19 protein-coding genes are annotated in these 26,208 nt (G+C 69.8%); 3 read left to right on the plus strand and 16 right to left on the minus strand.

Features of this window, described 5'->3' with window-relative positions:
• Nucleotides 1-23 precede the first annotated feature (23 nt).
• Nucleotides 24-3,923 carry a DNA-directed RNA polymerase subunit beta' gene (locus tag AC3WRT_RS04165; protein WP_492719438.1) on the minus strand — a complete coding sequence of 1,300 codons (3,900 nt, stop codon included), beginning with the start codon at nucleotides 3,921-3,923 and terminating at the stop codon, nucleotides 24-26.
• Between the two features lie 121 nt (nucleotides 3,924-4,044).
• On the minus strand, nucleotides 4,045-7,527 hold the full coding sequence (gene rpoB / locus AC3WRT_RS04170; protein ID WP_492719440.1) for a DNA-directed RNA polymerase subunit beta: 3,483 nt from the start codon (nucleotides 7,525-7,527) through the stop codon (nucleotides 4,045-4,047).
• Between the two features lie 698 nt (nucleotides 7,528-8,225).
• Here rpoB and AC3WRT_RS04175 point away from each other — a divergent pair.
• A complete protein-coding gene (locus tag AC3WRT_RS04175; RefSeq protein WP_492719442.1) occupies nucleotides 8,226-8,531 on the plus strand; it encodes a DUF4282 domain-containing protein in 306 nt (101 codons plus the stop codon).
• A 103-nt stretch (nucleotides 8,532-8,634) separates the two neighbouring features.
• Here the strand turns inward: AC3WRT_RS04175 and AC3WRT_RS04180 are convergent, their stop codons facing one another.
• The 14 genes from AC3WRT_RS04180 to AC3WRT_RS04245 form a co-directional block, all read right to left on the minus strand.
• A complete protein-coding gene (locus tag AC3WRT_RS04180) occupies nucleotides 8,635-9,645 on the minus strand; it encodes an agmatine deiminase family protein (protein WP_492719680.1) in 1,011 nt (336 codons plus the stop codon).
• A gap of 47 nt (nucleotides 9,646-9,692) precedes the next feature.
• Nucleotides 9,693-10,655 carry a nitrilase-related carbon-nitrogen hydrolase gene (locus AC3WRT_RS04185; protein WP_492719446.1) on the minus strand — a complete coding sequence of 321 codons (963 nt, stop codon included), beginning with the start codon at nucleotides 10,653-10,655 and terminating at the stop codon, nucleotides 9,693-9,695.
• Nucleotides 10,656-10,749: 94 nt separating this feature from the next.
• The gene (locus tag AC3WRT_RS04190) at nucleotides 10,750-11,520 is read right to left on the minus strand and encodes a hypothetical protein (protein ID WP_492719449.1); all 771 of its coding nucleotides are present in this window, start codon (nucleotides 11,518-11,520) and stop codon (nucleotides 10,750-10,752) included.
• Nucleotides 11,504-12,154: an Rv1363c family protein gene (locus tag AC3WRT_RS04195; protein ID WP_492719451.1), complete on the minus strand. Its 651-nt coding sequence runs from the start codon at nucleotides 12,152-12,154 to the stop codon at nucleotides 11,504-11,506. The genes AC3WRT_RS04190 and AC3WRT_RS04195 overlap by 17 nt, the downstream gene beginning before the upstream one ends.
• 24 nt (nucleotides 12,155-12,178) lie before the next feature.
• On the minus strand, nucleotides 12,179-13,477 hold the full coding sequence (locus AC3WRT_RS04200) for an MCE family protein (protein ID WP_492719453.1): 1,299 nt from the start codon (nucleotides 13,475-13,477) through the stop codon (nucleotides 12,179-12,181).
• Nucleotides 13,474-14,718 carry an MCE family protein gene (locus tag AC3WRT_RS04205; protein ID WP_492719455.1) on the minus strand — a complete coding sequence of 415 codons (1,245 nt, stop codon included), beginning with the start codon at nucleotides 14,716-14,718 and terminating at the stop codon, nucleotides 13,474-13,476. The genes AC3WRT_RS04200 and AC3WRT_RS04205 overlap by 4 nt, the downstream gene beginning before the upstream one ends.
• A gap of 56 nt (nucleotides 14,719-14,774) precedes the next feature.
• Nucleotides 14,775-15,989 (minus strand): MCE family protein, encoded by a 1,215-nt coding sequence (locus AC3WRT_RS04210; RefSeq protein WP_492719457.1) that lies wholly within the window; start codon nucleotides 15,987-15,989, stop codon nucleotides 14,775-14,777.
• A complete protein-coding gene (locus tag AC3WRT_RS04215) occupies nucleotides 15,989-17,020 on the minus strand; it encodes an MCE family protein (RefSeq protein WP_492719459.1) in 1,032 nt (343 codons plus the stop codon). The genes AC3WRT_RS04210 and AC3WRT_RS04215 overlap by 1 nt, the downstream gene beginning before the upstream one ends.
• A complete protein-coding gene (locus AC3WRT_RS04220; RefSeq protein WP_492719461.1) occupies nucleotides 17,017-18,048 on the minus strand; it encodes an MCE family protein in 1,032 nt (343 codons plus the stop codon). Before AC3WRT_RS04220 ends, AC3WRT_RS04215 begins: the two co-directional genes overlap by 4 nt.
• On the minus strand, nucleotides 18,045-19,385 hold the full coding sequence (locus AC3WRT_RS04225; protein ID WP_492719463.1) for an MCE family protein: 1,341 nt from the start codon (nucleotides 19,383-19,385) through the stop codon (nucleotides 18,045-18,047). The genes AC3WRT_RS04220 and AC3WRT_RS04225 overlap by 4 nt, the downstream gene beginning before the upstream one ends.
• Nucleotides 19,382-20,236, minus strand: a complete 855-nt coding sequence (locus AC3WRT_RS04230; RefSeq protein ID WP_492719465.1) for an MlaE family ABC transporter permease — start codon at nucleotides 20,234-20,236, stop codon at nucleotides 19,382-19,384. The genes AC3WRT_RS04225 and AC3WRT_RS04230 overlap by 4 nt, the downstream gene beginning before the upstream one ends.
• A 9-nt stretch (nucleotides 20,237-20,245) precedes the next feature.
• Nucleotides 20,246-21,016, minus strand: coding sequence for an MlaE family ABC transporter permease (locus AC3WRT_RS04235; protein ID WP_492719467.1), 771 nt, complete (start codon nucleotides 21,014-21,016; stop codon nucleotides 20,246-20,248).
• Between the two features lies 1 nt (nucleotide 21,017).
• Complete coding sequence (locus AC3WRT_RS04240; RefSeq protein ID WP_492719469.1) at nucleotides 21,018-22,052, minus strand: ABC transporter ATP-binding protein; 1,035 nt, start codon at nucleotides 22,050-22,052, stop codon at nucleotides 21,018-21,020.
• A 261-nt stretch (nucleotides 22,053-22,313) separates the two neighbouring features.
• Nucleotides 22,314-23,351, minus strand: coding sequence for a hypothetical protein (locus AC3WRT_RS04245; RefSeq protein ID WP_492719471.1), 1,038 nt, complete (start codon nucleotides 23,349-23,351; stop codon nucleotides 22,314-22,316).
• 114 nt (nucleotides 23,352-23,465) lie between these two features.
• On the opposite strand from AC3WRT_RS04245, the gene AC3WRT_RS04250 reads away from it, so the two are divergent.
• Together AC3WRT_RS04250 and AC3WRT_RS04255 are read left to right on the plus strand one after the other, a co-directional pair.
• Nucleotides 23,466-24,857: an FAD-binding oxidoreductase gene (locus tag AC3WRT_RS04250; RefSeq protein WP_492719473.1), complete on the plus strand. Its 1,392-nt coding sequence runs from the start codon at nucleotides 23,466-23,468 to the stop codon at nucleotides 24,855-24,857.
• On the plus strand, nucleotides 24,857-25,981 hold the full coding sequence (locus AC3WRT_RS04255; protein ID WP_492719477.1) for a pyridoxal-phosphate-dependent aminotransferase family protein: 1,125 nt from the start codon (nucleotides 24,857-24,859) through the stop codon (nucleotides 25,979-25,981). Before AC3WRT_RS04250 ends, AC3WRT_RS04255 begins: the two co-directional genes overlap by 1 nt.
• The last annotated feature ends 227 nt before the right edge of the window (nucleotides 25,982-26,208 follow it).

A 26,208-nucleotide genomic window follows, 5' to 3' on the forward strand; every position in this document is an offset into this window, starting at 1 on the left:
CCGGCTCCCCTGACGGGAACCGGTCAGAACTGGTCGAGACCGAGAGCCTCGTCGTCGAGGCGGATGGCCTCGCCGGTGCCCGAACCGAAGCCTGCGTAGTCGTAGGCGTCGTAGCTCGGCAGCGAGTACATCGCAGCCTTGGCCTCCTCGGTGGGCTCGACCTTGACGTTGCGGTAGCGGGGCAGGCCCGTACCGGCCGGGATGAGCTTTCCGAGGATGACGTTCTCCTTGAGGCCCAGCAGCGGGTCGGACTTGGCCTCCATGGCGGCCTGCGTGAGCACGCGGGTCGTCTCCTGGAAGGACGCGGCCGACAGCCACGACTCGGTCGCGAGCGAGGCCTTGGTGATGCCCATGAGCTCGGGACGTCCGGCGGCCGGACGGCCACCCTCGGCCATGACCTTGCGGTTCTCGTCCTCGAACCGACCACGCTCGGCGAGCTCGCCGGGCAGCAGGTCGGCGTCGCCGGCCTCGATGATCGTCACGCGACGCAGCATCTGGCGCACGATGACCTCGATGTGCTTGTCGTGGATCGACACACCCTGCTGGCGGTACACGCGCTGGACCTCGTCCACCAGGTGCTTCTGCGCCGCGCGCGGGCCGAGGATGCGAAGGACCTGCTTGGGGTCGATCGCGCCCTGGACCAGCTTGGTGCCGACCTCGACGTGGTCGCCGTCGCCGACGAGCAGGCGCGAACGCTTGCTGACCGGGTATGCGTGCTGCTCGGAGCCGTCGTCGGGCGTGAGCAGGACGCGGCGCGCCTTGTCGGTGTCCTCGATCTCGATGCGGCCGGTGGCCTCGGCGATCGGGGCCACACCCTTGGGGGTGCGGGCCTCGAACAGCTCGACGACACGCGGCAGACCCTGCGTGATGTCGTCGGCCGCTGCGGCGCCACCGGTGTGGAAGGTACGCATCGTCAGCTGCGTGCCGGGCTCACCGATCGACTGGGCCGCGATGATGCCGACGGCCTCGCCGATGTCGACGAGCTTGCCGGTCGCGAGCGAACGGCCGTAGCACTTCGCACACGTGCCGACCTTGCTGTCGCAGGTCAGGACCGAGCGGACCCGGACCTCGTCGACGCCGGCGGCGTAGAGCGCGCCGATGACCACGTCACCGAGGTCGATGCCGGCCTCCGCGAGGACGGAGCCGTCGGGACCGGCGACGTCCTCGGCGAGCGTGCGGGCGTAGACCGAGGCCTCGACGACCTCGCTCAGCGTCCGCGTGCCCGTGGTCTCGTTGACCTGGGCGATCGGCAGCTTCAGGCCGCGCTCGGTGCCGCAGTCGTCCTCACGGATGATGACGTCCTGCGACACGTCGACGAGACGACGCGTGAGGTAGCCCGAGTCGGCGGTACGAAGCGCCGTGTCGGCCAGACCCTTGCGGGCACCGTGCGTCGAGATGAAGAACTCGAGCACCGTGAGGCCCTCACGGAAGTTCGCCTTGATCGGGCGCGGGATGATCTCGCCCTTCGGGTTGGCCATCAGGCCACGCATACCGGCGATCTGACGGATCTGGAACCAGTTACCACCAGCACCCGAGGACACCATCCGGTAGATGGGGTTCGTGCGCGGGAAGTTGGTCTCCATCTCCTTGGCGACCTGGTTGGACGCCTGCGTCCAGATCTCGACGAGCTCCTGGCGACGCTCGTCGTCGGTGATGAGACCACGCTCGTACTGCGTCTGGACCTTGGCGGCCTTGGTCTCGTAGCCCTCGAGAATGGCCGTCTTGTTGTCCGGCGTCGTGACGTCGGAGATCGCGACGGTGCAGCCCGACCGGGTCGACCAGTGGAAACCGGCCTCCTTCAGGGCATCGAGGGACGCGGCGACCTGGACCTTGGAGTAGCGCTCCGCGAGGTCGTTGACGATCGCCGAGAGCCGCTTGCGGTCGACCGGGCGGTTCTCGAACGGGTAGTCGACGGGCAGCGTGTCGTTGAAGATCGCGCGGCCCAGCGTCGTCTCGAGCGTGAGGCTCGGCACGATGCCGCGCTCGTCGGCCTCGACACCCTCGGGCAGCTCGTAGCCGGCCGGGGGCACCGCGTCCGTCAGGCGCAGCTTGATCGCCGAGCCGAGCAGGATCTCGCCACGGTCGAAGGCCATGCGGGCCTCCGACGGGGACGAGAACGCACGACCCGCACCCGGGCCGCCACCGTCGACCGCGTCGGTCAGGTGGTAGATGCCGGTGATCATGTCCTGGGTCGGCATGGTGACGGGGCGACCGTCGGCCGGCTTGAGGATGTTGTTGCTCGACAGCATGAGGATGCGGGCCTCGGCCTGCGCCTCCGCCGACAGCGGCACGTGGACGGCCATCTGGTCACCGTCGAAGTCGGCGTTGAAGGCCGAGCAGACGAGCGGGTGGATCTGGATGGCCTTGCCCTCGACGAGCTGCGGCTCGAACGCCTGGATGCCGAGACGGTGCAGCGTGGGTGCACGGTTCAGCAGCACCGGGTGCTCCGTGATGACCTCTTCGAGGACGTCCCACACGACCGGGCGGGCACGCTCGACCATGCGCTTGGCCGACTTGATGTTCTGCGCGTGGTCGAGGTCGACCAGACGCTTCATCACGAACGGCTTGAACAGCTCGAGCGCCATCTGCTTGGGCAGACCGCACTGGTGCAGCTTCAGCTGCGGGCCGACGACGATGACCGAACGGCCGGAGTAGTCGACGCGCTTGCCGAGCAGGTTCTGGCGGAAACGCCCCTGCTTGCCCTTGAGCATGTCGGACAGCGACTTGAGCGGACGGTTGCCGGGACCCGTGACCGGGCGACCGCGACGGCCGTTGTCGAAGAGGCTGTCGACGGCCTCCTGGAGCATGCGCTTCTCGTTGTTGACGATGATCTCGGGCGCACCGAGGTCGAGCAGGCGCTTCAGGCGGTTGTTGCGGTTGATGACGCGACGGTAGAGGTCGTTCAGGTCCGAGGTCGCGAAGCGGCCACCGTCGAGCTGCACCATCGGGCGCAGGTCCGGCGGGATGACCGGGATCGCGTCGAGGACCATGCCCGACGGGTGGTTCGTCGTCATCTGGAACGCGTTGACGACCTTGAGCCGCTTGATGGCGCGGGTCTTCTTCTGGCCCTTGCCGGTGGCGATGATCTCCTGGAGGAGCTCGGCCTCGGCGTCGAGGTCGAAGGACTCGAGGCGCTTCTGGATCGCCGCGGCGCCCATCCCGCCCTCGAAGTACAGACCGAAGCGGTCACGCATCTCGCGGTAGAGGATCTCGTCGCCCTCGAGGTCCTGGACCTTGAGGTTCTTGAAGCGGTCCCAGACCTGCTCGAGGCGCTCGACCTGCTGGTCGGCACGCTTGCGGATGTTGTTCATCTCGCGCTCGGCCTGGTCGCGGACCTTGCGCTTGGCGTCGGCCTTGGCGCCCTCGGCCTCCAGCTCGGCGACGTTGCGCTCGAGCAGCTGGGCCCGGGACTCGACGTCGGCGTCGCGGCGGTTCTCGATCTCCTTCTTCTCGACCTGGATCTGCGCCTCGAGCGACGGCAGGTCAGCGTGACGCTGGTCCTCGTCGACGGACGTGATCATGTAGGCCGCAAAGTAGATGACCTTCTCGAGGTCCTTCGGGGCGAGGTCCAGCAGGTAGCCGAGGCGGCTGGGGACACCCTTGAAGTACCAGATGTGGGTGACGGGGGCGGCGAGCTCGATGTGGCCCATCCGCTCACGACGCACCTTGGCGCGGGTGACCTCGACGCCACAGCGCTCACAGATGATGCCCTTGAAGCGGACGCGCTTGTACTTGCCGCAGTTGCACTCCCAGTCCCGGGTCGGGCCGAAGATGCGCTCGCAGAACAGGCCCTCCTTCTCGGGCTTGAGCGTGCGGTAGTTGATGGTCTCGGGCTTCTTGACCTCGCCGTGGCTCCACTGGCGGATGGATTCCGCGGTGGCGAGGCCGATACGCAGCTCGTCAAAGAAGTTGACGTCGAGCACGTGGTTCCTTCTCTCGTAACTCTCGTTGAGTCTTTGGTCTGAGTGGTTTCGGGTGACGGGGGTGCGTATGCCGCTGAGCGGGCCCAGCGGCATACGCACCGCTTCGTCGGGTGGGGCCTTCTCAGACCTCTTCGACGCTGGACGGCTCGCGCCGGCTCAGGTCGATGCCGAGCTCCTCCGCTGCGCGGAAGACCTCCTCGTCGGATTCCTTCATCTCGATCGTCGTGCCGTCGCTGCTCAGGACCTCGACGTTGAGACACAGGGACTGCATCTCCTTGAGGAGGACCTTGAACGACTCCGGGATGCCCGAGTCGGGGATGTTCTCGCCCTTGACGATGGCCTCGTAGACCTTCACGCGGCCGGGGACGTCGTCCGACTTGATCGTCAGCAGCTCCTGGAGCGTGTAGGCCGCGCCGTACGCCTCGAGCGCCCAGACCTCCATCTCACCGAAGCGCTGGCCACCGAACTGGGCCTTACCGCCGAGCGGCTGCTGGGTGATCATCGAGTAGGGACCCGTCGAGCGAGCGTGGATCTTGTCGTCGACGAGGTGGTGGAGCTTGAGGATGTACATGTAGCCGACCGCGACGGGCTCCGGGAACGGCTCGCCGGAGCGGCCGTCGAACAGCCGCGTCTTGCCCGAGGCGTCGATGAGGCGGACCCCGTCGCGCGTCTTGAGCGTCGAGTCGAGCAGACCCGTCACGACGTCCTCCGACGCACCGTCGAAGACCGGCGTCGCCACGCGCGAGCCCGCAGGGGCCTCGTGCGCGTCGGGCGCGATCTCCTTGGCCCACTCCGGGTTGCCCTCGATCTTCCAGCCGCGCGAGGCGGCCCAACCGAGGTGCAGCTCGAGGATCTGGCCGAGGTTCATACGACGCGGCACACCGTGCGGGTTGAGCACGACGTCGACGGGCGTGCCGTCCTCGAGGAACGGCATGTCCTCGACCGGGAGGATCTTCGAGATGACGCCCTTGTTGCCGTGGCGACCGGCGAGCTTGTCACCGTCGGTGATCTTGCGCTTGTTGGCCACGTAGACGCGGACGAGCTGGTTGACGCCCGGCGGGAGGTCGTCGCCCAGGTCGGCGCGGAACTCCTTGACGCCGATGACCGTGCCGGTCTCGCCGTGGGGCACCTTGAGGCTCGTGTCACGGACCTCGCGCGCCTTCTCACCGAAGATGGCGCGCAGCAGGCGCTCCTCCGGCGTCAGCTCGGTCTCGCCCTTGGGCGTGACCTTGCCGACGAGCAGGTCGCCGTCGCGGACCTCGGCGCCGACGCGGATGATGCCGCGCTCGTCGAGGTCGGCGAGGACCTCCTCGGAGACGTTCGGGATGTCCCGGGTGATCTCCTCGGGGCCGAGCTTCGTGTCGCGGGCGTCGACCTCGTGCTCCTCGATGTGGATCGAGGAGAGGACGTCGTCCTGGACCAGGCGCTGGCTGAGGATGATCGCGTCCTCGTAGTTGTGGCCCTCCCACGACATGAACGCCACGAGCAGGTTGCGCCCGAGCGCCATCTCGCCACCCTCGGTCGCGGGACCGTCGGCGATGACGCCGCCGGCCTCGAGACGGTCGCCCTCGTTGACGACGACGACCTGGTTGTAGCTCGTGCCCTGGTTGGAGCGCGCGAACTTGGCGATGCGGTACGTCTGGTAGGTGCCGTCGTCGTTGGCGACGGTGACCAGGTCAGCCGACACCTCCTGCACGACACCGGCCTTCTCGGCGCGGACGACGTCGCCCGAGTCGAGGGCGGCGCGGAACTCCATGCCGGTGCCGACGATCGGCGCCTCGCTCTTGACGAGCGGGACGGCCTGACGCTGCATGTTGGCGCCCATGAGCGCACGGTTCGCGTCGTCGTGCTCGAGGAAGGGGATCATCGCGGTCGCGGCGGAGACCATCTGCCGCGGCGAGACGTCCATGTAGTCGACCTCGTCGCCGGGGACGAGCTCGACCTCTCCACCCTTGGTGCGCACGAGCACGCGGTCCTCGGTGAAGTTGTTCTGCTTGTCGAGCGGCGCGTTGGCCTGGGCGACGACGAAGCGGTCCTCCTCGTCGGCGGACAGGTAGTCGACGTCATCGGTGACGTGGCCGTCGGTGACCTTGCGGTACGGCGTCTCGATGAACCCGAACGCGTTGATGCGACCGTACGAGGCGAGCGAGCCGATCAGGCCGATGTTCGGGCCTTCCGGGGTCTCGATCGGGCACATGCGGCCGTAGTGCGACGGGTGGACGTCACGGACCTCCATCTGGGCGCGGTCACGGGAGATACCACCCGGGCCGAGCGCGGACAGACGACGCTTGTGCGTCAGACCCGCGAGCGGGTTGTTCTGGTCCATGAACTGGGAGAGCTGCGACGTGCCGAAGAACTCCTTGATCGAGGCCACCACGGGGCGGATGTTGATCAGGGTCTGCGGCGTGATCGCCTCGACGTCCTGCGTGGTCATGCGCTCGCGGACGACGCGCTCCATGCGGGACAGGCCGGTGCGCACCTGGTTCTGGATGAGCTCGCCGACGGAGCGGAGACGACGGTTGCCGAAGTGGTCGATGTCGTCGACCTCGACACGGACGTCGACCTCCTCGCCGTTCTTGACGCCCTTCATCGAGTCCTGGCCGTCGTGCAGCGTGACGATGAACTTGATCGTCTTGACGATGTCGTCGATCGACAGGGTCGAGTCGTTGATGGAGGCGTCGAGACCGAGCTTCTTGTTGACCTTGTAGCGGCCCACCTTGGCGAGGTCGTAGCGCTTGCCGTTGAAGTAGAGGTTGTCGAGCAGGGTCTGCGCGGCCTCCTTGGTCGGCGGCTCGCCCGGGCGCAGCTTGCGGTAGATGTCGAGCAGCGCGTCGTCCTGGCCCTGCGTGTGGTCCTTCTCGAGCGTCAGGCGCATCGACTCGAACTCGCCGAACTCCTCGAGGATCTGGGCCTCGGTCCAACCGAGGGCCTTCAGGAGCACGGTGACCGACTGCTTGCGCTTGCGGTCGACGCGGACGCCCACCATGTCGCGCTTGTCGATCTCGAACTCGAGCCACGCACCGCGGCTCGGGATGATCTTCGCCGTGTAGATGTCCTTGTCGGACGTCTTGTCGGGCGTGCGCTCGAAGTAGACGCCCGGGCTGCGGACGAGCTGCGAGACGACGACACGCTCGGTGCCGTTGATGATGAAGGTGCCGCGCTCGGTCATGAGCGGGAAGTCGCCCATGAACACCGTCTGGCTCTTGATCTCGCCCGTCTGGGCGTTCATGAACTCGGCGGTGACGAAGAGCGGTGCGTCGTACGTCTGGTCGCGCTCCTTGCACGACTCGATCGTCTTGCGGGTCTCCTCGAAGCGGTGGTCGCGGAACGACAGCGACATCGAGCCGCTGAAGTCCTCGATCGGGGAGATCTCCTCGAAGATCTCCTCGAGCCCGGACCGGTCCGGGACGTCGGTGCGTCCCTCGGCCTTGGCCGCGGCGACGCGAGCCTGCCAGCGCTCGTTGCCGAGCAGCCAGTCAAAGCTCTCCGTCTGAAGCGCCAGGAGGTCGGGGACCTCGAGTGGTTCGCGAATCTTCGCGAAGGACAGACGCCCCGAAGGGGTCTGTGCGGTGGACATGTTCGTCGCGGTACGCGAGGCAGCCAAGGAGGGTCCTTCCACGGGCCTTTTTCGAATCTTCAGATCCGCGTTGTCGCATGGCTCCGCTCGCTGGTCCCGGGTCGTACCGGATGCCGGGTGGCATGGTGATTGGCCTGACCGAGGGCGCGAGAGGTGGGCATGGGCAGCGCAAAGGCTTAGCCTACCTGTAAAGGGCAGGAGTGTCCAGCCGGGTCAAGAGGCGGAGGTCGTCAGGCGAGGTGTCCAGCCGGTCTCGAACGACCGACGCCCTCGCCCTCACCTGCCACGCCCCCCGGACCGGGGGCTCGCGATGCGAACGCGACGAATATGGCCCTCCGTGGCCGCCGCGTCAAGACCTGAGGCCCACGGGCGCGTCGCGACACGCCGCGCTCCCGGCCGCAGGACCGCGCTGACCTGCGGAGATGGCCGACCACGTGGCGCCGATCGGGTCCCCTCCGAAGGGCTCCGACCTAGCATGGGCACACCAGAGATCCGTCGACGTCTCGTCCGAGAGGCAGGCCATGTCAGATCCCAACCCACCCGAGCAACCCTCCTTCAACCAGCCGGCCGGCAGCGAGCCGACCACGCCCCTGCCGAGCAGCCCGGCGACACCCCCGGCCCCTGCGGGCGGTGCCGCTGCCGGCAGCACGCCTCCTCCACCCCCGCCGGTGCCGCCGGCAGGCCAAGGGCCCGGCCGCCACTCCGGGCAAACAGGCATGTCGACCATGCCCGACCCAGCCAAGGAGGGCGCCGGCTTCTTCACCGCGCTCTTCGACTTCAGCTTCACGAACTTCGTCACGCCGATCCTCGTGCGCTTCGTCTACCTGCTGGCGACGGTGGCGCTCGTGGTGGCCTGGCTGGTCTTCGTCTTCGCGGGCTTCGCCTACAGCGCCGGGAGCGGCCTGCTGGCCCTCATCCTCGGGCCGATCTTCGTCATCATCTACCTCGCGATCGTCCGCATGACCCTCGAGTTCTACCTCTCCGTCGTGCGCATGAGCCAGGACATCCACCAGCGCCTCCCCCAGGCCTGACCACGCCCGGCGTCGGTCCCGGACGCAGGTCGAGTGGGCACTTCCCCCAGTGAAAGTGCCCACTCGACGTCTGTCGGACCGCGGGGAACGTGCCCACTCGACCTCAGAGGGCGGGCTGCTGCTGGGTGATGCAGTGGATGCCGCCGCCGCGGTCGAAGAGCGGGCGCGCGTCGACGCCGACGATCCGGCGCCCGGGGTACGCGGCGGCGAGCACACCCAGGGAGGCGTCGTCCTGCTCGTCGCCGAAGGTGCAGGCGATCACGGCGTCGTTGACGACGAGGTGGTTGATGTAGGACCAGTCCACGGGCCCCTGGGCGTCGGCGAGGGTGCGCGGCGCCGGCACCCCGATCACCTGGAAGCGCTCACCCCGGGCGTCTCGCGCGTCCTCGAGCAGGTCGCGAAGCTGCCGGGAGACGGCATGGTCCGGGTGCGAGGGATCCTGCTGCTCGTGGAGCAGCACCACCCCGGGGCTCGGGATGGTCGCGACGATGTCGACATGGCCGCGGGTGCCGAACTCGTCGTAGTCGCGCGTCAAGCCGCGCGGCAGCCACAGGCACGTCGTGGTCCCGATCGTGCGGGCGAGCTCCGCCTCGACGTCGGCGCGGGTCAGGCCCGGGTTGCGGCCCGGGTCGAGCTGCACGGTCTCGGTGAGCAGCACGGTGCCGAGCCCGTCGACGTGGATGCCACCGCCCTCGTTCACCAGGGAGGAACCGATCACCTCGGCGCCGGTGCGGCCGCCGACGAGCGAGCCGATGCGGGCGTCGTGCTCCCACGACGCCCACGCCTGGGCGCCCCATCCGTTGAAGACCCAGTCGACCGCCCCGAGCCGCGAGCCGTCGGCCGAGCGGACGAACGTCGGACCGATGTCGCGCATCCACGCGTCGTCGAGCTCGGCCTCGAGCAGCTCCACGTCCGGGTGCAGGTGTGCCCGAGCCACCGGAACGTCCGCCGGGAGCACGACCATGCGCACCGGCTCGTGCTCCACCACCGCGTTGGCGACGGCGGCCCAGGTGCGCCGTGCCGCGGCCACCTCCTCCGGGGTGTCACCGAGCGTGTAGCCCGAGCTGGGCCAGGCCATCCACGTGCACTCGTGCCGGTCGGTCTCGGACGGCATCAGCCAGCCGGCCGCCGAGGTGTCCTCCGCAGCCGATGGGGCGTCGGTCACTGCGCCACCTCGCGACGGTGCTCCTGGCGCACGGGAGCCGTCAGGTCGGCATACGAGTCGGGACGGCGCGTCGCGAGGAAGGGGAAGAGCTCGAGCCAGTCCTCGCGCTGGGCGAGGTCGAGGTCGGCGACGAGGACTGCCGCCTCGTCCCGAGGCGCCTGGACGAGGATGCGCCCGTAGGGGTCGCTGATGAAGGAGCTGCCGTAGAACGTGATGAGCCCCTCGGTGCCGAAACGGTTCGGCACGACCATGAACAGGCCGTTGGCGATGCCGTTGCCGACGATGACCTGCTGCCAGAGGGGCTGGGTGTCGAAGTCCGGGTGGTCCGGCTCGGAGCCGATCGCCGTCGGGTAGCACAGCACCTCGGCACCGGCGAGCGAGTACAGCCGAGCGACCTCGGGAAACCACTCGTCCCAGCAGGTCGGCAGCCCGAGCTTGACAGGGGGGTCAGCCACCGTGACCAGGGAGTACGCGTCCTGGACCGGCCCGGGGCGGAAGTACTTGTCCTCGTAGTAGCCGGCCGTGACGGGGATGTGCGTCTTGCGGGTGCGAGCCACCACCTCACCGGCCGGCGACACCAGCACCGCGGTGTTGAACCCCAGGCCGTCGTCCCCGTGGGCCCGCTCGTAGAGCGAGGCGTGGACGTGGATCCCGAAGTCACGCGCCGCCGCACGGGCGAAGCTGATCGTGGGACCGGAGTCGAGATCCTCCGCGGTCGCCGAGGGGACGCCCTCCGGAAGGGTGTCGGCGGGGTAGCGCGACAACGTCAGCTCCGGCAGGAACACGATCCGGGCGCCCGCCTCCGCGGCGGTGCGGATGCCGTCACGGAGCGTCTCGACCAGGCCGGCTGGGTCGTCGACCCACTGGTGCTGCACCAGCCCGACCCGCAGGGGTGCTGTCTGCGGCTCGTGGACGCGAGCGAGGGACTTGGGGACGCCATTGGCCTGGATGAGCTTCACAGCGGCCAGTATGCCAACGTCCGGGTTCCCCGGACCGCGCGTCGGGGACGCGCGGTCCTGAGCACCTCGCTGAGGGGATCGGTACGCGAACCGCTCAGTAGGCTGCGAGGTCGCTGACGAGCCAGCGGTCGCCGACCTTGCGCATCGTCGCGATGACGCGGTTCTGGTCGATGGCGGGAGCCTGCTGCGCCTTGGTGGTCGTGGCCTGGTTGACGAACGCCATGACCCGCACGGTGCTGCCCTCGCCGCCGTCGCCGCTCGAGTCCATGACGCCGGCCTCGTAGACCTTGGCCTGCACCGTCGCCTCGTTCTTGACGGCCATCGGCTTGATGTCGGTGGCCGCGACCTTGGTGAACTGGTCCTTGAACGGTGCGGCCAGCTGCGGGGCGACCTCGGCCACGTGCTTGTCGAAGGCCGACCCGCTGTAGCTCAGCAGGCTCTCCAGAGTGGTCCGGGCCGACCCGACGGCCGCGGTGCGGTCCGTGTCGGAGACGGTGGGGCGCAGGCCATGGACCAGAGCCGCGGCGAGCACGGCGAGCGCCAGGGTCGCTGCGATCGCGGACGGCCACAGCCTGGGCGAGGTCCGTGTGGTGCCGGTCGCCCCACTGGCTTCGGTGGCTTCGGTGGCTTCAGTGGCTTCGGTGGCTTCAGTGGCTTCAGCGGCTCGTGGGGCGACGAGGACGTCGGTCGCCCGGGACAGGTCACTCGTCCTCGGGACGGTGGTGCCGGACACGACGGGAGCGGCCGCCAGAGGAGCGGCTCCTGCAGGAGCGCCCTCGGAGGACCGGCGGCGCGCGCCGGCGACCCGCTTGCGCGGGGCGGCTGCCGCGGCGGCCGGGCGACGGAGATCAGCTGACGAAGTCAAGGGTGCTCACCTTCCAGGCGTCGCCGACCTTCACGAGGTCGAGCCGCAGCCGGTACGTCTTCTTCTCGGCCGTCGGGGTCGAGGCGTTGGAGGTCGGGGCGACGACACCGACGATGACCTTGGCGGAGTCGTCGTCACCCGACACGAGCGCAGCCTCGGCCCGCTCGACGGTGGAGACGGTCTTGTTCGCGGTGACCACGGGCTTCAGCTGCGCCAGCGTGGAGGCGTACTCCTTCTGGAAGGCGCCGGTCGACTCGTCGAGGACCCGCTTGGTGTCGGCGTCGAAGGACGCGGCCCTCATGGTCACGAAGTTCACCGCGATCTGACGTCCGGCGGCGAGGGCCGCGGCCCGGTTGTCGGCATCGTGCTGCTGCTGCCAGGCCGAACGTCCGATGGTGGCGGTGACGGCGACAGCCGCAAGCAGCAGCACGACCGTGGCGCTCCACAGCAGGCGCCGAGTGGGACGCCACGTGCGGACACCCCTGAGGCCCGCACGTGGCGTGTCAAGGTGACCGGAGCCTCCGGCGTCGGGGCGGTCCGGGGCGAGGGAGTCCGCGCCGGGCGGCTCGCGGTCGGTGGAGCTCTCGGGCGAGTCGAGCGGCTTCGTCTCCGAGCGGGTGGTGACCATCGTCATCGAGGGGATTCCTTCCGTCACCGGCTAGCGGAGCGCCTCCTGCATCATCCAGAGCCAGCTCGTGCCGTTGTCGGTCCGTTCTTCGCCACCGGCCGGGACGACCGGCGACTGGACGGACAACGAGGCAGGGCTGCCGGAGGTCACGGCCGGGTTGCCAAGCGAGACAGGAGTGGGCCCGAATGCCATCGGATAGCTCTGCCCGCTCTGTCCGCCACGCGTCGGTTTGGGGGCGTTCTGCGCGCCGCGGACGTTGACGCCCGAGCCTCGCGAGGCGGCGCAGTGGGCGTCGAGGTTGACGGGAGGCAGGCCGGTCGTCTTGTGGGGATCGACCTTGGTCGTGCCCTCGTAGCCGGCCTCGCACGCCTTCGGGTCGTCGACGTTGAGGACGAGGCCGAAGTGGGCTGTGCCGTCTCCGGGCACGACCGTGAAGCCGCCCGTCACGACGTCTGGATAGGTCACGAGGAGCTGCTCGATGCCGTCGAGCCGCGCCGTCGTGACGTTGCCGATGGTGATGAAGTTGGCCAGCAGGGCGGCAAGGCTCTGCTTGTTCTCGGAGATGAGGGCGTCGAGCTGCTGGACCGCGACGGAGCCATGGTCGAGGACGACGCGAAGGTCGGGGTCGGCCTCGCGGAGGGCGTCAGCGACGTTCGCGAATCCCGACACGCCGGCGCGGATGTCGGCGCCGCTCCTGACCTGCGTGTCGAGGACGATGCGGCCGTCGTCGATGAGCCGGGTCGTCTCCGGCAGCGCCTCGGACGCGGAGGTTGTCAGGGCATCGCCCGAGTCGATCAGGCGCTGCAGGTCGGAGCCGCCGCCCTTGAAGGCGTCGGCGAGCTCGTCGACCGTGGTGACCAGCGCGTCGCGAGGCACCGACGAGACCGTGTCGTCGACGTGCTGGAGCAGCTGGTCGATGCGGACCGGGAAGGCCGTCCGGTCGCGCGGGATCACGTCGCCGGCCGCCAGGTAGGGCGCGCGGGAGGTGCGGGGCTGCAGGTCGAGGTACTGCTCCCCCACCGCCGAACGGTTCTCGACGACGGCCCTGGTGTCCTTCGGCACCTCCGTGCCACGGTCGAGTCTTGCGTCGACGACGACGCCGTCGCCGGAGAGTCGCAGGTCCTCGACCTTGCCGACGGTGACGCCGCGGTAGGTGACCTCGGCCCCGACGAAGATGCCACCCGACTGGTCGAGGTCGGCGGAGACGACGTAGCTGCCACCCGCGATCTTGTCGGTGAGCCCGACGTAGCCGGCCGAGAGGATCGCCACGAGCGTGACGGACAGCAGGGCGAACGCGGCAAGCTGCAGCCGCACGGTGCGAGTGATCATCGTGAGCCTCCCGTGGGGAAGAGGACGGACCACGACTCGGCGTCGGCGGAGTCCCCGGACGAAGCGGAACCGTCCGCCGCTGAACCGAGCAGCCCGCCGGGCAGGGTGGTCGGCAGCGGGAGGCCGGACACGGTGGGGACCGGAACCTTGGGCAGCGGCACCGAGGGCAGGGAAGGAACCGAGGGCCGCGGCACCGACGGCAACGGCACCGACGGCAACGAGGGAAGCGGCACGCTCGGGATGCCCGGGACGGTCGGGAGCCTGCCGACGCCGAGGTTGTCGGCGATGGTGCCGAGGTTGGTGTCGAGGGTCGCCCACAGGTTGGTGTAGTCGCCCTTGATGGTGTTCTGGGCGTTGTTCGGGAAGGGGTAGGTCAGCAGCAGCTGGTAGCTCTTGGGCAGGTCGTCGCCGGCCTTGTTGAGCTGGCGCAGGATCGGGCTCACCGCCCTGAGGTTGGCCTCGAGGTCGGCCCGCGACCCGCGGATGACCCGGGTGCCGACCTCGCCGAGGTCGCGTAGTGCGGTCAGCATGGCCGTCAGCTGGCGCCGCTGGTCGGCGAGGATCGTCAGCCCCTTCGGCAGCTCGTCGAGCGCCGCAGCGATCTTGGCCTGGTTCTTCGCGAGCGTCGACGACAACCGGTCGATGCTGTCGATGGCGCGCACGATCTCGCCCTTCTGGGCGTCGAGACCGCCGACGAACGTGTTGAGCTGTGTCACGAGGTCCTTGACGTCGCCCGTGCGTCCGCGCAGGGCGTTGTTGAGCTCGACCTCGATGGTCTTGAGCTGGGCCACGCCACCACCGTTGAGCAGAAGGGACATCGCGCCGAGGACCTCCTCCACCTCGGGGTTGCGGCTCGTGCGCGTCAGCGGGATGCGGTCACCCTGCCCGAGCCGGCCTTGGGGCGGCACGTCGGTGGGGGCGGCGAGGGCGACGTACTTCTCGCCGAGCAGGGAGGTCTGCTTGAGCTCGGCCGTCGCGTTGTCGGGCAGGACGACGTCGCCGGGCAGCCGCATCCGCACCGTCGCGGTCCAGCCGTTCACCTGGATGTCCTCGACTGAGCCCACCGTGACCTGGTTGACCTTGACGGACGACTGCGGCACGAGGTCCAGCACGTCGGCGAAATCGGCCGTCACCGTGAAGGAGTTGTCGCCCGTGCCGGCGCCGCCCGGCAGCGGCAGGTCGTAGGCGCTGCACCCAGAGACCCCTACGAGGGTCAGCAGGCAGAGCGCGACGGTCACCACGCGGCTCTTTCTCGGGGGGCTCACGTGGGGCGTGGCCCCCCGTAGGTCGGCATACGTCATCGGGAGCCTCCGAGCAGTCCGCCGAGTGTAGGGTCGGCGCCGCGCAGGTTGACCAGACCGCTCGGCTGCGGGACGCCTTGCAGCGCAGCGCCGCTGGGCAGGGTCGGCAGGGTGGGCAGCTTCGGCAGCAGCGCCTTCTTGAGGGAGTCGCACAGCTTCGTGTTGCCGGTCTGCGTCGGCCCGGTGAGGATCGAGCACACGAGCAGCAGCGGGTCGTCGAGCCCCTTGGCGTTGTTGCGGGTGTCGAGGGTGCCGGTCTGCGGGTGGTAGGCGTTCTGGAGGTTCGACAGCGCGACCGGTGCGTTCTCGAGCACCTGCGCGAGGGCCTGGCGGTTCTTGGCGAGGGTGTTCGTGACCGCCACCGCGCGGTCCAGGTCGCTCTTGAGCAGTGCCCGGTTGTCGGAGACGAAGCCCGACACCTCGTCGACGGCCACCCCGAGGCTCTGGAGGGTGTCCTTGAGGTTCTCGCGCTCCTCGCTCAGCTGGCCGGCGACCGTGGCGAGGTCGGAGTTGAGCCGGCGCACCTGGCCGTTGTTCGCGGCGAGCATCGAGGTGAACGACTGGAGGTTCTTGACCGTGCCGAAGAGGTCGTCGCGGCTGCCCGACAACGTCGAGAGGGCCGTCGAGAGGTCGTGGACCGTGCCGTTGATCCGGTCCCCGTTGCCCTCGAGGTTGGCCGCGGAGGTGTGCAGCAGCTCGTTGAGCGCGCCGTTCTTGTTTGCCCCGTCGGGACCGAGCGCGACCATGAGGTCGTCGAGGCTCTGCGACACGCGGTCGAGCTCGACCGGAACTGCGGTGTGCTCCATGGGGATCCGTGTCCCGGCGGTCAGGGCCGGGCCCGACTGGTAGACGGGCAGCAGCTGGACATAGCGGTCCGAGACGAGGGACGGGGCGACGATGGCTGCCTTGGCCGTGGCCGGGACGCGGTACTCGTCGTCGTAGCTGAAGATGACGTGCACGTGGTCGCCCTCGGGCGTGACCGTGTCGACCTGACCGACCTTCACGCCGAGGATGCGCACGTCGGATCCCGGGTAGAGACCGACCGCCCGGGTGAAGTCGGCGCTCACGGTGGTCTGGGTCTGCCGCGGCCAGAAGACGACGCCGGCTGCGACAAGTCCGATGACCACCAGAGCGGTCACCAGCCGGCCGAGCGCGGTCGCGGGGGCGTGAAGCCGGCCGAACGGCATACGAGACGGCTGGGGCGCGCGCATCAGCGACCACCTCCGGTGAGGCCGGGAAGAAGCAGGTCGGGCAGCTTCGTGCCGGGCAGGGCCAGCCCCGGGGTGCCGACGGGGACGATGAGGTTGGAGACCCACGTGTCGAACCAGCGACCGGTGCCGAGAGTGTTGGCGTAGACCCGGGTGAAGGGGCCCATCGCCTGGATCGTCTTCTCGAGGTCGGTGTCGTGCTTCTGGAGCAGCGCAAGGGTCTTGTCGAGCTCGTCGAGCGCCGGCTTCAGCTGCGCGCGGTTGTCGCGGGCAAGGCCGGTCAGCTGGCGGGCGAGCGCCGAGGTGTTGCGAAACAGCGTACGGATGTCGTCGCGACGCTTGACCAGCTCGAGCATGAGCAGGTCGGCGTCCTTGATCAAGGTGCTCACCTGCTCGTTGCGGCTTCGCACCAGGCCGCTGACGCGGTTGGCGCGCTGGAGCAGCGAGCCGAGCTCGGCGTCGCGGCTGGCGACGGTGCGGGAGAGCCGGCCGAGACCGTCCAGGGTGGCCCTGACGTACTGCGGGCTGTCCTTGAACTCCGTCGCGATGACGCTGAGGGACTTCGCGAGCTGGTCGGTGTCGATGCGCTCGGTCGTCGTCGTGAGGTCCTGGAACGCGTTGACGATGTCGTAGGAGCTCACGGTCCGCGAGACGGGGATCTGCGCGTCGGGGTCCAGCTGCCCCTGGCCCTTGGGGTCGAGCGCGACGTACTTCTCGCCCAAGATCGTCTTCATCCGGATGGAGGCGCCGGTCTGCGGGCCGAAGCTCGCGTCCTCGGTGATGGTGAAGTCGACGCGGACGTGGCCGTTCTCGAGGTCGACCCCCGTGACCTTGCCGACCTTGACGCCGGCGATGCGCACGTCGTCGTCCGGCTTGATGCCGCCGGCCTCCGAGAACGCGGCGCTGTATGCCGTCCCGCCGCCGATGATGGGCAGGCTCGAGGCGTTGAAGGCCAGGTAGAGCAGCACGGCGATGACGAGCAGTCCCACCGCACCGATCGGGACCGGGTTGCGCTCCCGGAAGGGGATGCTCATGGCTGGCACCTCGCTGACGAGACGTCGTAGGCGGGACTCACGCCGGGCAGGACGGGGCTCCTCGTGTCGAACTTGCACAGGTAGAAGTTGAACCACGAGCCGTAGGTGGCGGTGCGGGTCAGGGTGGTGATGCGCGTCGGAGCGCCGGTGATGAAGTCCTCGAACTCCTTGACGTTGGCCGGCTTGTTGAGAGTCGTGGCTAGCGTGCGCAGCTGGGCGACGTCGTCCTTGATGAGCGGGCGCGTCGAGACGAGCAGGTCGGCGGTCTCGGCGGAGAGGGTGTTGATCCCGGACAGCGAGCGGCCGATGGTCTCGCGGTCGGCGGCCAGGCCGCTCGTGAAGCGCTGGAGCTGGTCGATCAGCGAGAGCAGCTGCTGGTCGTGGGCGTCCACGGTGCCGAGCACGGCGTTGAGGTTGTCGATGGTGCGGCCGATGACGGCGTCGCGGTCGGCGATGGCCGACGTGAGGCTGGCGGTCTTGGCGAGGAGGGTGTTCAGGTCGCCGCCCTCGCCCTGCAGGGTCTGGATGAGCAGGCCGGACAGCTCGTTGACGTCGCTCGGCGAGAGCGCCGCGAAGAGCGGCTTGAAACCGTTGAACAGGACGGTGAGGTCGAGCGCCGGGTGGGTGCGTGAGAGCGGGATGGTCGAGCCGTCGGGCAGCGCCGTCGGCGCCCCCGTGCCCTGCGTCAGCGCGAGGTAGCGCTGGCCGACGAGGTTGCGGTACTTCACGGTCACCTCGGTGCCTTGCGTGAGCACCGAGCTCTTCAGGACGGAGAAGTCGATCTCCGCCGTCGCCCCGTCGGAGGCGGCCCCACGCGCGACGCGCACGTCGGTCACCTCGCCGACCCGCACGCCAGCGATCCGGACGTCCTGGCCGGGGATGACGCCCGTCGCGTCGGTGACGAGCGCCGCGTAGGTCGCCTTGGAGCCGAGCTGGATGTTGGCGATGGTCAGCGCCAGGATGCTCGTCGCGAAGAGCGTGACGGCGGCGAAGACGATGAGCTTGACGAGCGATCCCTTGACCTTCATCGGGTGCTCACCACCGTGCCCCGCATCAGCGGGCCGGCGAGCAGCGTCTGGATGCCGTTCGCGCCCTGGGCGGCCGGCTGGCCGTCGCGGGCCAGGAGGGCGCCGACGACGCGTTGCTCGTCGACCGTGCCTGAGCTGCCGGAGTCGCTGGCGGAGGCGTTGCCGAGCAGCGCCCGGGGCACGGCGGAAAAGGTGGGCGCGTTGCTCGCCGGCTGGGTGCCGTCGTCGAAGTGGTTGCCCGGAAAGGGGTTCGACTGCGATCCGTTGGGGGTCGGCAGCCCGTAGCAGTGCGGGCCGCGCTTGTCGTCCCAGCGCGGCTCCTCCCCCGGCCGGTACGGCTGCCGGGGCGGCACGACCTCGAGGGTGATGTGGAAGGTGCCGCCGGAGAACGCCGCGTTGGCGCGTGGAAGCCAGTTGACGAGCCCCGAGGCCACGCACGGGTAGATCGGGGAGTACTCGGCGAGCAGCTGGAGGGTCGGCTTGCTGACCCGCCCGACCTGGATGATCCGCTGCTCGTTGTCGCGCAGGAAGCCGGCGGCCTCGTTGGCGAAGCCCGCGGTGCCGACGAGGAAGGCCGCGAGCTGCTGGTCCTTCTCGACGATCGTCTTGTTGGTGACCCGCAGCGACTCGGTGAGGCGGAAGAAGTCCGGGGCGACGCCGGCGTAGAGGTCCGCCGTGTCGGCGAGCAGGGTGATGTCCCGCTGGATCGTCGGCATGCTCGGGTTCAGCGCCTTGAGGTAGCGGTCCACGAGCACGAGGTTGCGGCCGATCTGGTCACCGCGGCCGTCGAGCGTCGTCGACAGGGCACCCAGGGTGGTCGCGAGCTTGGCCGGCTGGACGGTGCGCAGCAACGGGTAGAGGTTGTCGAGGACCGTCTCGAGCTCGATGGAGACACGGCTGCGGTCCTGGGGGATGACGTCGCCGGCACGGATCGGCCGGCTCGCCGAGGCGGGGGTCACGAGGTCGACGTAGCGCTCGCCGAAGAGCGTCTTGGGCAGCAGCCGGGCACTGACGTTCGCGGGGATCCTGGCGATCTCGTCGGGTTGCAGCGCGAGCTCGAGGCGGGCGCCCGTCGGGGTCGCCTCGACGTGGCGCACCTCGCCGACGAGCAGGCCGCGCAGCTTCACGTCCGAGCTCTCCTGCAGCTGGCTGCCCAGCCGGTCGGTCTCGAGCGTGACCGTGACGACTGGCGTGAACCGCTTCTGGAAGGAGGCGATCGCCAGCCCCAGCAGCAGCGCCAGCACGACGAGGAAGACGATGCCGTATGCCTTGACGCCGATACGCCAGCGCGTGAGCTGGGTGAGCGGCCCAGGACTCGTGTCGCTCGTGACGCTCATCCGGCGATCCTCACGCTCGTCGTCGCGCCCCAGATGGCGAGGGACAGGAAGAAGTCGACGATGTTGATGGCGACGATCGAGGTGCGCACGGCGGTGCCGACCGCCACGCCGACACCGGCCGGGCCTCCGGAGGCGTTGTAGCCGTAGTAGCAGTGGATCAGGATGATGACCACCGCGAAGACCATCACCTTGACGAACGACCAGAACACGTCACCGGGCGGCAGGAACAGGTGGAAGTAGTGGTCGTAGGTGCCCTCCGACTGCCCGAAGTACGCCGTCGCGATGAACCGTGTGGCGGCGTACGAGCTCAGCAGGCCCAGGACGTAGAGCGGGATGACGGCGATGAAGCCGGCGATCATGCGGGTCGTGACGAGGAAGGGCAGCGAGGGGATGCCCATGACCTCGAGGGCGTCGACCTCCTCGGAGATGCGCATCGCGCCGAGCTGGGCGGTGAAGCCGCAGCCGACCGTGGCCGCGAGCGCCAGCCCGGCGACGAGCGGGGCGATCTCGCGGGTGTTGAGGTAGGCGGAGAAGAAGCCGGTGAAGGCACCGGTGCCGAGCTGCTCGAGGGAGGAGTAGCCCTGCAGCCCCACCTCGGTGCCGGTGAAGAAGGCGAGGAAGGCGATGACGCCCACCGTGCCGCCGATGACGGACAGGGCGCCGGTGCCGAGGGAGACCTCGGCGAGCAGCCGCACGACCTCCTTCTTGTAGCGGCGCAGCGTGCGACCGCTCCACGCGAGCGAGCGGACGTAGAAGCGCATCTGCTCGCCGAGCGAGTCGAGGGCGCGGGAGGGCCGGGTCGCGAGGTGCAGCAGCCGCTCACCCGCGGGGTTGTCGGTCTTCGTCGCCATCGTCGCCTCTCAGATCTTCTGCGGGACGACTTGGAAGTAGACGGCCGTGATGACGAAGTTGACGACGAAGAGCAGCATGAAGGTGATCACGACACTCTGGTTGACGGCGTCGCCGACGCCCTTCGGGCCTCCGCCCGCGCCGAGGCCCTTGTAGGCCGCGACCACGGCCGCGATCGCCCCGAAGATCAGCGCCTTGATCTCGGCGGTCCACAGGTCGGGCAGCTGCGCGAGCGCCGTGAAGCTGGCGATGTACGCGCCCGGCGTGCCGCCCTGGACGATGACGTTGAAGACGTAGCCGCCGACGACGCCAACGACGGACACGAGGCCGTTGAGCAGCACCGCCACGAGCATCGAGGCGAGCACTCGCGGCACGACGAGGCGCTGGATCGGGCTGATGCCGAGCACCTCCATCGCGTCGATCTCCTCGCGGATCTTGCGCGAGCCGATGTCTGCGCAGATGGCCGAGCCGCCGGCCCCGGCGATGAGCAGGGCGGTGACGATGGGGCTGGCCTCGCGCAGCACGGCGAGGACGCTGGCGGCACCGGTGTAGGACTGGGCACCGAGCTGGCGCGTGAGCGTGCCGAGCTGGAGGGCGATGACGGCTCCGAAGGGAATGGACACCAGGGCCGTCGGCAGGATCGTGACGCTGGCGATGAACCAGGCCTGCTGGATGAACTCCTTGACCTGGAACGGCCGCTTCGGCACGGCCCGCATGACGTCGAGGGCCAGCGCGAAGAGCGAACCCGACTGGCGCAGGACGCCGGTGAGGGGCGCGGCCACGTCAGCTCACCTCCCCCACGAGCTCGGGCGACGTCGCCGTGCCATTGGGCTGGACCGACGTCGTCGGCGCCGACGCCTGGGAGCGGACCCCCAGCACACCGGCCTTGTCGGACAGGAACGAGCCGGGTGGAGGGGTCATGCCGTGGACGCGGCACCACTCGCCCGCCGGACGTTGGGCTCGGCGGCGCGACCCGTCGCTCGTTCCGAGCTGCAGGGCGATGGGGGGCAGCGGGGGAAGCTCCTGGCCCTCTTCGGCAGCGAGCTCGTCGGCGTCCTTCTCCTCGGACATGCCGATCGGGCCCACCGTCTGGGCGTTGAGGAACTGGCGCACGACGGGCTCCTCGGAGCTGAGCAGCATCTCCCGTGGCCCGAACATCGCGAGGTGCTTGTGGTACAGCAGGCCGATGTTGTCGGGCACCGTGCGCGCCGTGTTGATGTCGTGGGTGACGATGAGGAAGGTGGCGTCGATCTGCGCGTTGAGGTCGATGAAGAGCTGGTTGATGTAGGAGGTGCGCACCGGGTCGAGACCCGAGTCGGGCTCGTCGATGAGGAGGATCTCGGGATCGAGCACCAGGGCGCGGGCGAGACCGGCGCGTTTGCGCATGCCGCCGGAGATCTCACCGGGGAGCTTGCCCTCGGCGCCCGAGAGGCCGACGAGCTCCATCTTCTCGGTGACGATGCGCCGAATCTCGGCCTCGGTCTTCTTCGTGTGCTCGCGCAGCGGGAAGGCGACGTTGTCGTAGAGGGTCATCGAGCCGAAGAGCGCGCCGTCCTGGAAGAGGACGCCGAAGAGCTTGCGCACCTCGTAGAGGTCGGACTCGCGCAGACGGGTCAGGTCGCGCCCGTTGATGACGATGGACCCCGCGTCGGGCTTGAGCAGCCCGACGAGCGTCTTGAGGAAGACGGACTTGCCGGTGCCCGAGGGCCCGAGCATGACCGAGATCTCCCCGGCGGGAAGCGTGAGGGTCACGTCCCGCCAGATCGTCTGCGAGCCGAAGGTCTTCGTCAGACCCGTGACTGCGATCTCCACACCCATGTGGCATCCACCATGACTTTCCGCCGTCTCGACTCGGCTACGGGGGAAACGACGGGACGGCGGGGAAGTTACGGTGAGTTCGTGCCCACGGCGTCACCGGCGTCCTGCGCTGCACGCCGCGCCACGACCTCTTCGCCGAGCACGACCCCGACGGCCTCACGCTGGACGGTCGCTCGTGGACGCTTGAGCACGTAGGCCGCGCCAGCCGCGAGGTCGCGCCGGACTGACAGCGAGTGGTCGGGAGCGGCGTGAGCGGCGCGGTCAGGGGTGGCTGCGCGTGACCTCGTGGCTGACGGAGTCCCCGTCCACGCGGACGGTCACGGCCGCGACCCGGCCGGCCGCACCGTACCCGGCCAGACGGGCCAGCAGCTCGCTGAGCCGGCCGAACGTCTCGGGCGTCGGGACCGGAGCCTCGCCGTCGGCGTTCCCGGACATGCCCGTGAGCCGGTGCTCGGCATCGACCGTGAGCGCTGCGGTCATCGTCCGGACCGGCGCCCCCCGCTGCTCCTCCACGCCGCGGCGCAGGGTGGCGGCGAGCTCGTCGAGGAGATCCGAGGGCGTATGCCGTTCGGCCTGCTCGGCGGGCGCCGGCACCGGCGTGATCGCTTCGTGGACAGCCACGTCGGCCGGTGCTTGGGCTGGTGGCTCGGCCGGCTGGGCGGTCGGTTCGGCGGCCGCTTGGGCGGTCGGGCGCTGGGTCGGCTCGGCCGGGCGCGGCGCGTGTCCCTCGCTGAGGAAGCCCGTGCCGGCGACCTCGATCTTGGCGAAGTCGACCTCCGGGTCGCGCGCGAGCGAGTTGTCGATGACGTAGGCGAGGTTGACCGCCAGGTCGGTCATGCCGGGGTGCAGCTGCTGACCGACGAAGCGGGCACAGAGCAGCAGCGCGTGCACGCGGACCATGGTGCGGCCCTTGCGGTCCTGCACCTGCTGCGCTGCCTCGACCCGGCGCAGCTCGAAGCCCTCACGGGGGTAGAAGTGCAGCGGCCGCTCGAGGACGAGGAGCGAGTAGTCCGGACGGTCGGAGCCCGGCATCAGCCGGTAGAGCTCGCCGTTGAGCGGCAGCTGCCACTCGAGTTCCGGAGGCGCGGTGTCGAAGCGGGTGATGCAGACCAGCGGCCCGTACCGACCCGTGGGACCGCGCACTCCCCCGCCGGGCGCTCCCGTCGTCGGCAATGCGGATGGTGCGACCGGAAGCGACGGGAGGGGCGGGACAGTCGCGGACGCGCCGCCGTCGGCACGGTCTCTGCTCGCGGCATCCTGCTCGGCAGCGGGCCTGAAGGTGCGCGACAGCCATCCCATGCGGGCAAACCTACCGGGACCGGTCAGGGGATCGACGAACCAGCGGCGCGTGGCCGCAGCACTTCCGGGGCCTCGGTGCGTCGGCAGCCGGGCGGTCGTGGTTACGGTGGTCCGGTGACGACTGTGAGCAAGGACGCTCCTGACCTGAGGGCCCTCGACGGGCTCGCGCGGTCCCTGACGGCCGGCGCGCTGCTGACCGAGCCTGACAGCGTGGCCGCCTACCGCTTCGACTACACGGCTGACGCCGGCGCCGGTATGCCGCTCGCCGTGGTCCGCGCGACGAGCGCCGCCGACGTGCAGGCCACCGTGCGGTGGGCGGGCGAACACGGCGTGCCGGTCGTGCCCCGCGGGGCCGGCAGCGGGCTCTCGGGCGGCTCGAACGCGATCGACGGCTGCATCGTGCTCAGCCTCGAGCGCATGCGCGCCGTCGAGATCGACCCGGCCACCCGCACCGCGGTCGTCGAGGCCGGCGCGCTCAACGTCGAGGTCAAGCAGGCAGCGGCGGAACACGGGCTCTGGTACCCGCCCGACCCGTCGTCCTTCGAGATCTGCTCGATCGGCGGCAACGTCGCCACCAACGCCGGCGGCTTGTGCTGCGTGAAGTACGGCGTCACCACCGACTACGTGCTGGGCCTCGACGTCGTGCTGGCCGACGGCACGCTCGTGCACCTCGGCGGCCAGCGGGTCAAGGACACTGCGGGCCTCTCGCTGGTCAAGCTCTTCGTCGGCAGCGAGGGGACTCTCGGCGTCGTGACCCGGGCGACGCTTCGGCTCGTGCCTGCCCAGGCGCCGCCCGCGACGCTCGTCGCCACCTTCGACACGGTCGAGGACGCGGCCCGGGTGGTCGTCGCCATCGGCAACACCCTGCGCGCCTCGATGATGGAGCTGATGGACCAGGCGTCCGTCAACGCCGTCGAGGACCACAGGAGCATGGGCCTGGACCGCGACGCCGGTGCGATGATCCTGGCGCAGTCGGACGCTCCGGGCGCCGCGCGTGGCGAGGAGATCGCCGCGATGGAGCGGCTGTGCCAGGCGGGCGGCGCCCGCGAGTGCTTCACGACGACGGATGCAGCGGAGGGCGAGCTGTTCGTCGCCGCTCGTCGGGCCGCGATCGTCGCCATCGAACGGCGCGGCGCGATCCTGCTCGAGGACGTCGGCGTGCCCGTGCCGCGACTGCCCGACCTGCTCACCGGCATCGCCGAGGTCTCCCGGCGCCACGACGTCGAGATCCCCGTCGTGGCCCACGCCGGCGACGGCAACACCCACCCCGTGATCGTCTATCCACCTGGGGACCCAGAGGCGAGAGAGCGTGCAGCGCAAGCCTTCTCGGAGGTGATGAGTCTCGCCATCCGGCTCGGGGGCACCATCACCGGCGAGCACGGCATCGGCCGGCTCAAGCGCGCCGCCCTGCCGGATCAGCTCGGGCCCGACGTCATGGCCCTGACCCACCGCATCAAGAACGCCCTCGACCCACAGGGCATCCTCAACCCCGGAGCCGGATTCTGATGACCGCCACGCCACCTGCCACCACGTCCCGCCGGATCGCCGACCGTCACCTCTTCGGCCCCGGTCCGTGCAACCCCTACCCCGAGGCGACCCTAGCCCTGGCCGCGCCGTTGCTCGGGCACCTCGACCCCGACTTCCTCGCCATCATGGACGAGACGTGCGACCTGCTGCGGCACGTCTGGGGCACCGGGAACCGCCGAACCCTTCCCCTGTCGGCCACGGGGTCGGCGGGCATGGAGGCGGCGTTCGTCAACACCGTCTCCCCCGGCGACGTCGTCGTCGTGGCCGTCAACGGGCTCTTCGGCGAACGCATGGTCGACGTGGCCGGCCGCCACGGCGCCGAGGTGGTCCGCGTCGACCACGAGTGGGGCACGCCCGTCGACGCGTCGCGCGTTGCGGCGGCGCACCCGTCACCCAAGATCATCGCCGCCGTGCACGCCGAGACCTCCACGGGCGTCAGGTCCGACATCGCCGCCCTCGGCGCCGTCAAGGGCGACGCGCTGCTGCTCGTCGACGCCGTCACGAGCATCGGCGGGATCGAGCTGCGCGCCGACGACTGGGGCATTGACATCGGCTACGCCGGCACCCAGAAGTGCCTCGGCGTCGCCCCCGGCCTCGCGCCCTTCACGATCAGCGACCGTGCCTTCGAGCGGCGGGTCGAGAAGCCGTCGTCGTGGTACCTCGACCTCGGCCTGCTCGGCGGCTACGTCGGCGAGGCGTCCGGGTCGGGCAAGCGCACCTACCACCACACCGCACCCACGGCCATGGTCGTGAGCCTGCACGCCGGTCTGCAGCGCATCGCCGACGAGGGCCTCGAGAAGGTGTGGGACCGCCACGCCGAAGCCGGCCGCCTCCTGCAGGACGGGCTCCAGGAGCTGGGCCTGGCCCTGTTCGCCCAGGAGGGCGCGCGGCTGCCCGAGCTGACGACCGTCAGGGTGCCCGAGGACGTCGACTCAGCCGCCGTCCGGGCCTACCTGCTCGAACGGCACAACGTCGAGATCGGCGCCGGCGTCGGCGAGTTCGCATCGAGCGTCTGGCGCATCGGCCTGATGGGCCACAACGCCCGCCCCGACCGCGTCGCCCTCGTCCTCGCCGCCCTCGAGGACGCCCTCCAGCACGCCTGAGCCCAAAGCCCGATCGAGTATCCCGTCGCGCCAGGCCGCGACGCACCACCTCGAATCGAGGCGTGGGAAAGTGCCCACTCGACCGTGGGAGAGGGCGCGGGGCGTGGCGGTGGGACGGCATCGGAGGCGGCCACACGGCATACGCGAGGGAGCAGTGGGCTGGGACGGCCGCCGACGCTCCACGCCGCGAGCGCTGCTGCGCCCCGTGACGGCGCGGACAGCGGAAG

Source organism: Terrabacter sp. FW104-15G4B (assembly GCF_058790095.1).

Excerpts from the sequence above, each read along its gene's own strand:
- AC3WRT_RS04175 (WP_492719442.1), top strand. The coding sequence starts at position 8,226 with ATGCCCGACCCAGCCAAGGAGGGCGCCGGCTTCTTCACCGCGCTCTTC.
- AC3WRT_RS04180 (WP_492719680.1), bottom strand. The coding sequence starts at position 9,645 with ATGCCGTCCGAGACCGACCGGCACGAGTGCACGTGGATGGCCTGGCCC.
- AC3WRT_RS04195 (WP_492719451.1), bottom strand. The coding sequence starts at position 12,154 with ATGACGATGGTCACCACCCGCTCGGAGACGAAGCCGCTCGACTCGCCC.
- AC3WRT_RS04200 (WP_492719453.1), bottom strand. The coding sequence starts at position 13,477 with ATGATCACTCGCACCGTGCGGCTGCAGCTTGCCGCGTTCGCCCTGCTG.
- AC3WRT_RS04210 (WP_492719457.1), bottom strand. The coding sequence starts at position 15,989 with ATGCGCGCGCCCCAGCCGTCTCGTATGCCGTTCGGCCGGCTTCACGCC.
- AC3WRT_RS04215 (WP_492719459.1), bottom strand. The coding sequence starts at position 17,020 with ATGAGCATCCCCTTCCGGGAGCGCAACCCGGTCCCGATCGGTGCGGTG.
- AC3WRT_RS04220 (WP_492719461.1), bottom strand. The coding sequence starts at position 18,048 with ATGAAGGTCAAGGGATCGCTCGTCAAGCTCATCGTCTTCGCCGCCGTC.
- AC3WRT_RS04225 (WP_492719463.1), bottom strand. The coding sequence starts at position 19,385 with ATGAGCGTCACGAGCGACACGAGTCCTGGGCCGCTCACCCAGCTCACG.
- AC3WRT_RS04230 (WP_492719465.1), bottom strand. The coding sequence starts at position 20,236 with ATGGCGACGAAGACCGACAACCCCGCGGGTGAGCGGCTGCTGCACCTC.
- AC3WRT_RS04240 (WP_492719469.1), bottom strand. The coding sequence starts at position 22,052 with ATGGGTGTGGAGATCGCAGTCACGGGTCTGACGAAGACCTTCGGCTCG.
- AC3WRT_RS04245 (WP_492719471.1), bottom strand. The coding sequence starts at position 23,351 with ATGGGATGGCTGTCGCGCACCTTCAGGCCCGCTGCCGAGCAGGATGCC.
- AC3WRT_RS04255 (WP_492719477.1), top strand. The coding sequence starts at position 24,857 with ATGACCGCCACGCCACCTGCCACCACGTCCCGCCGGATCGCCGACCGT.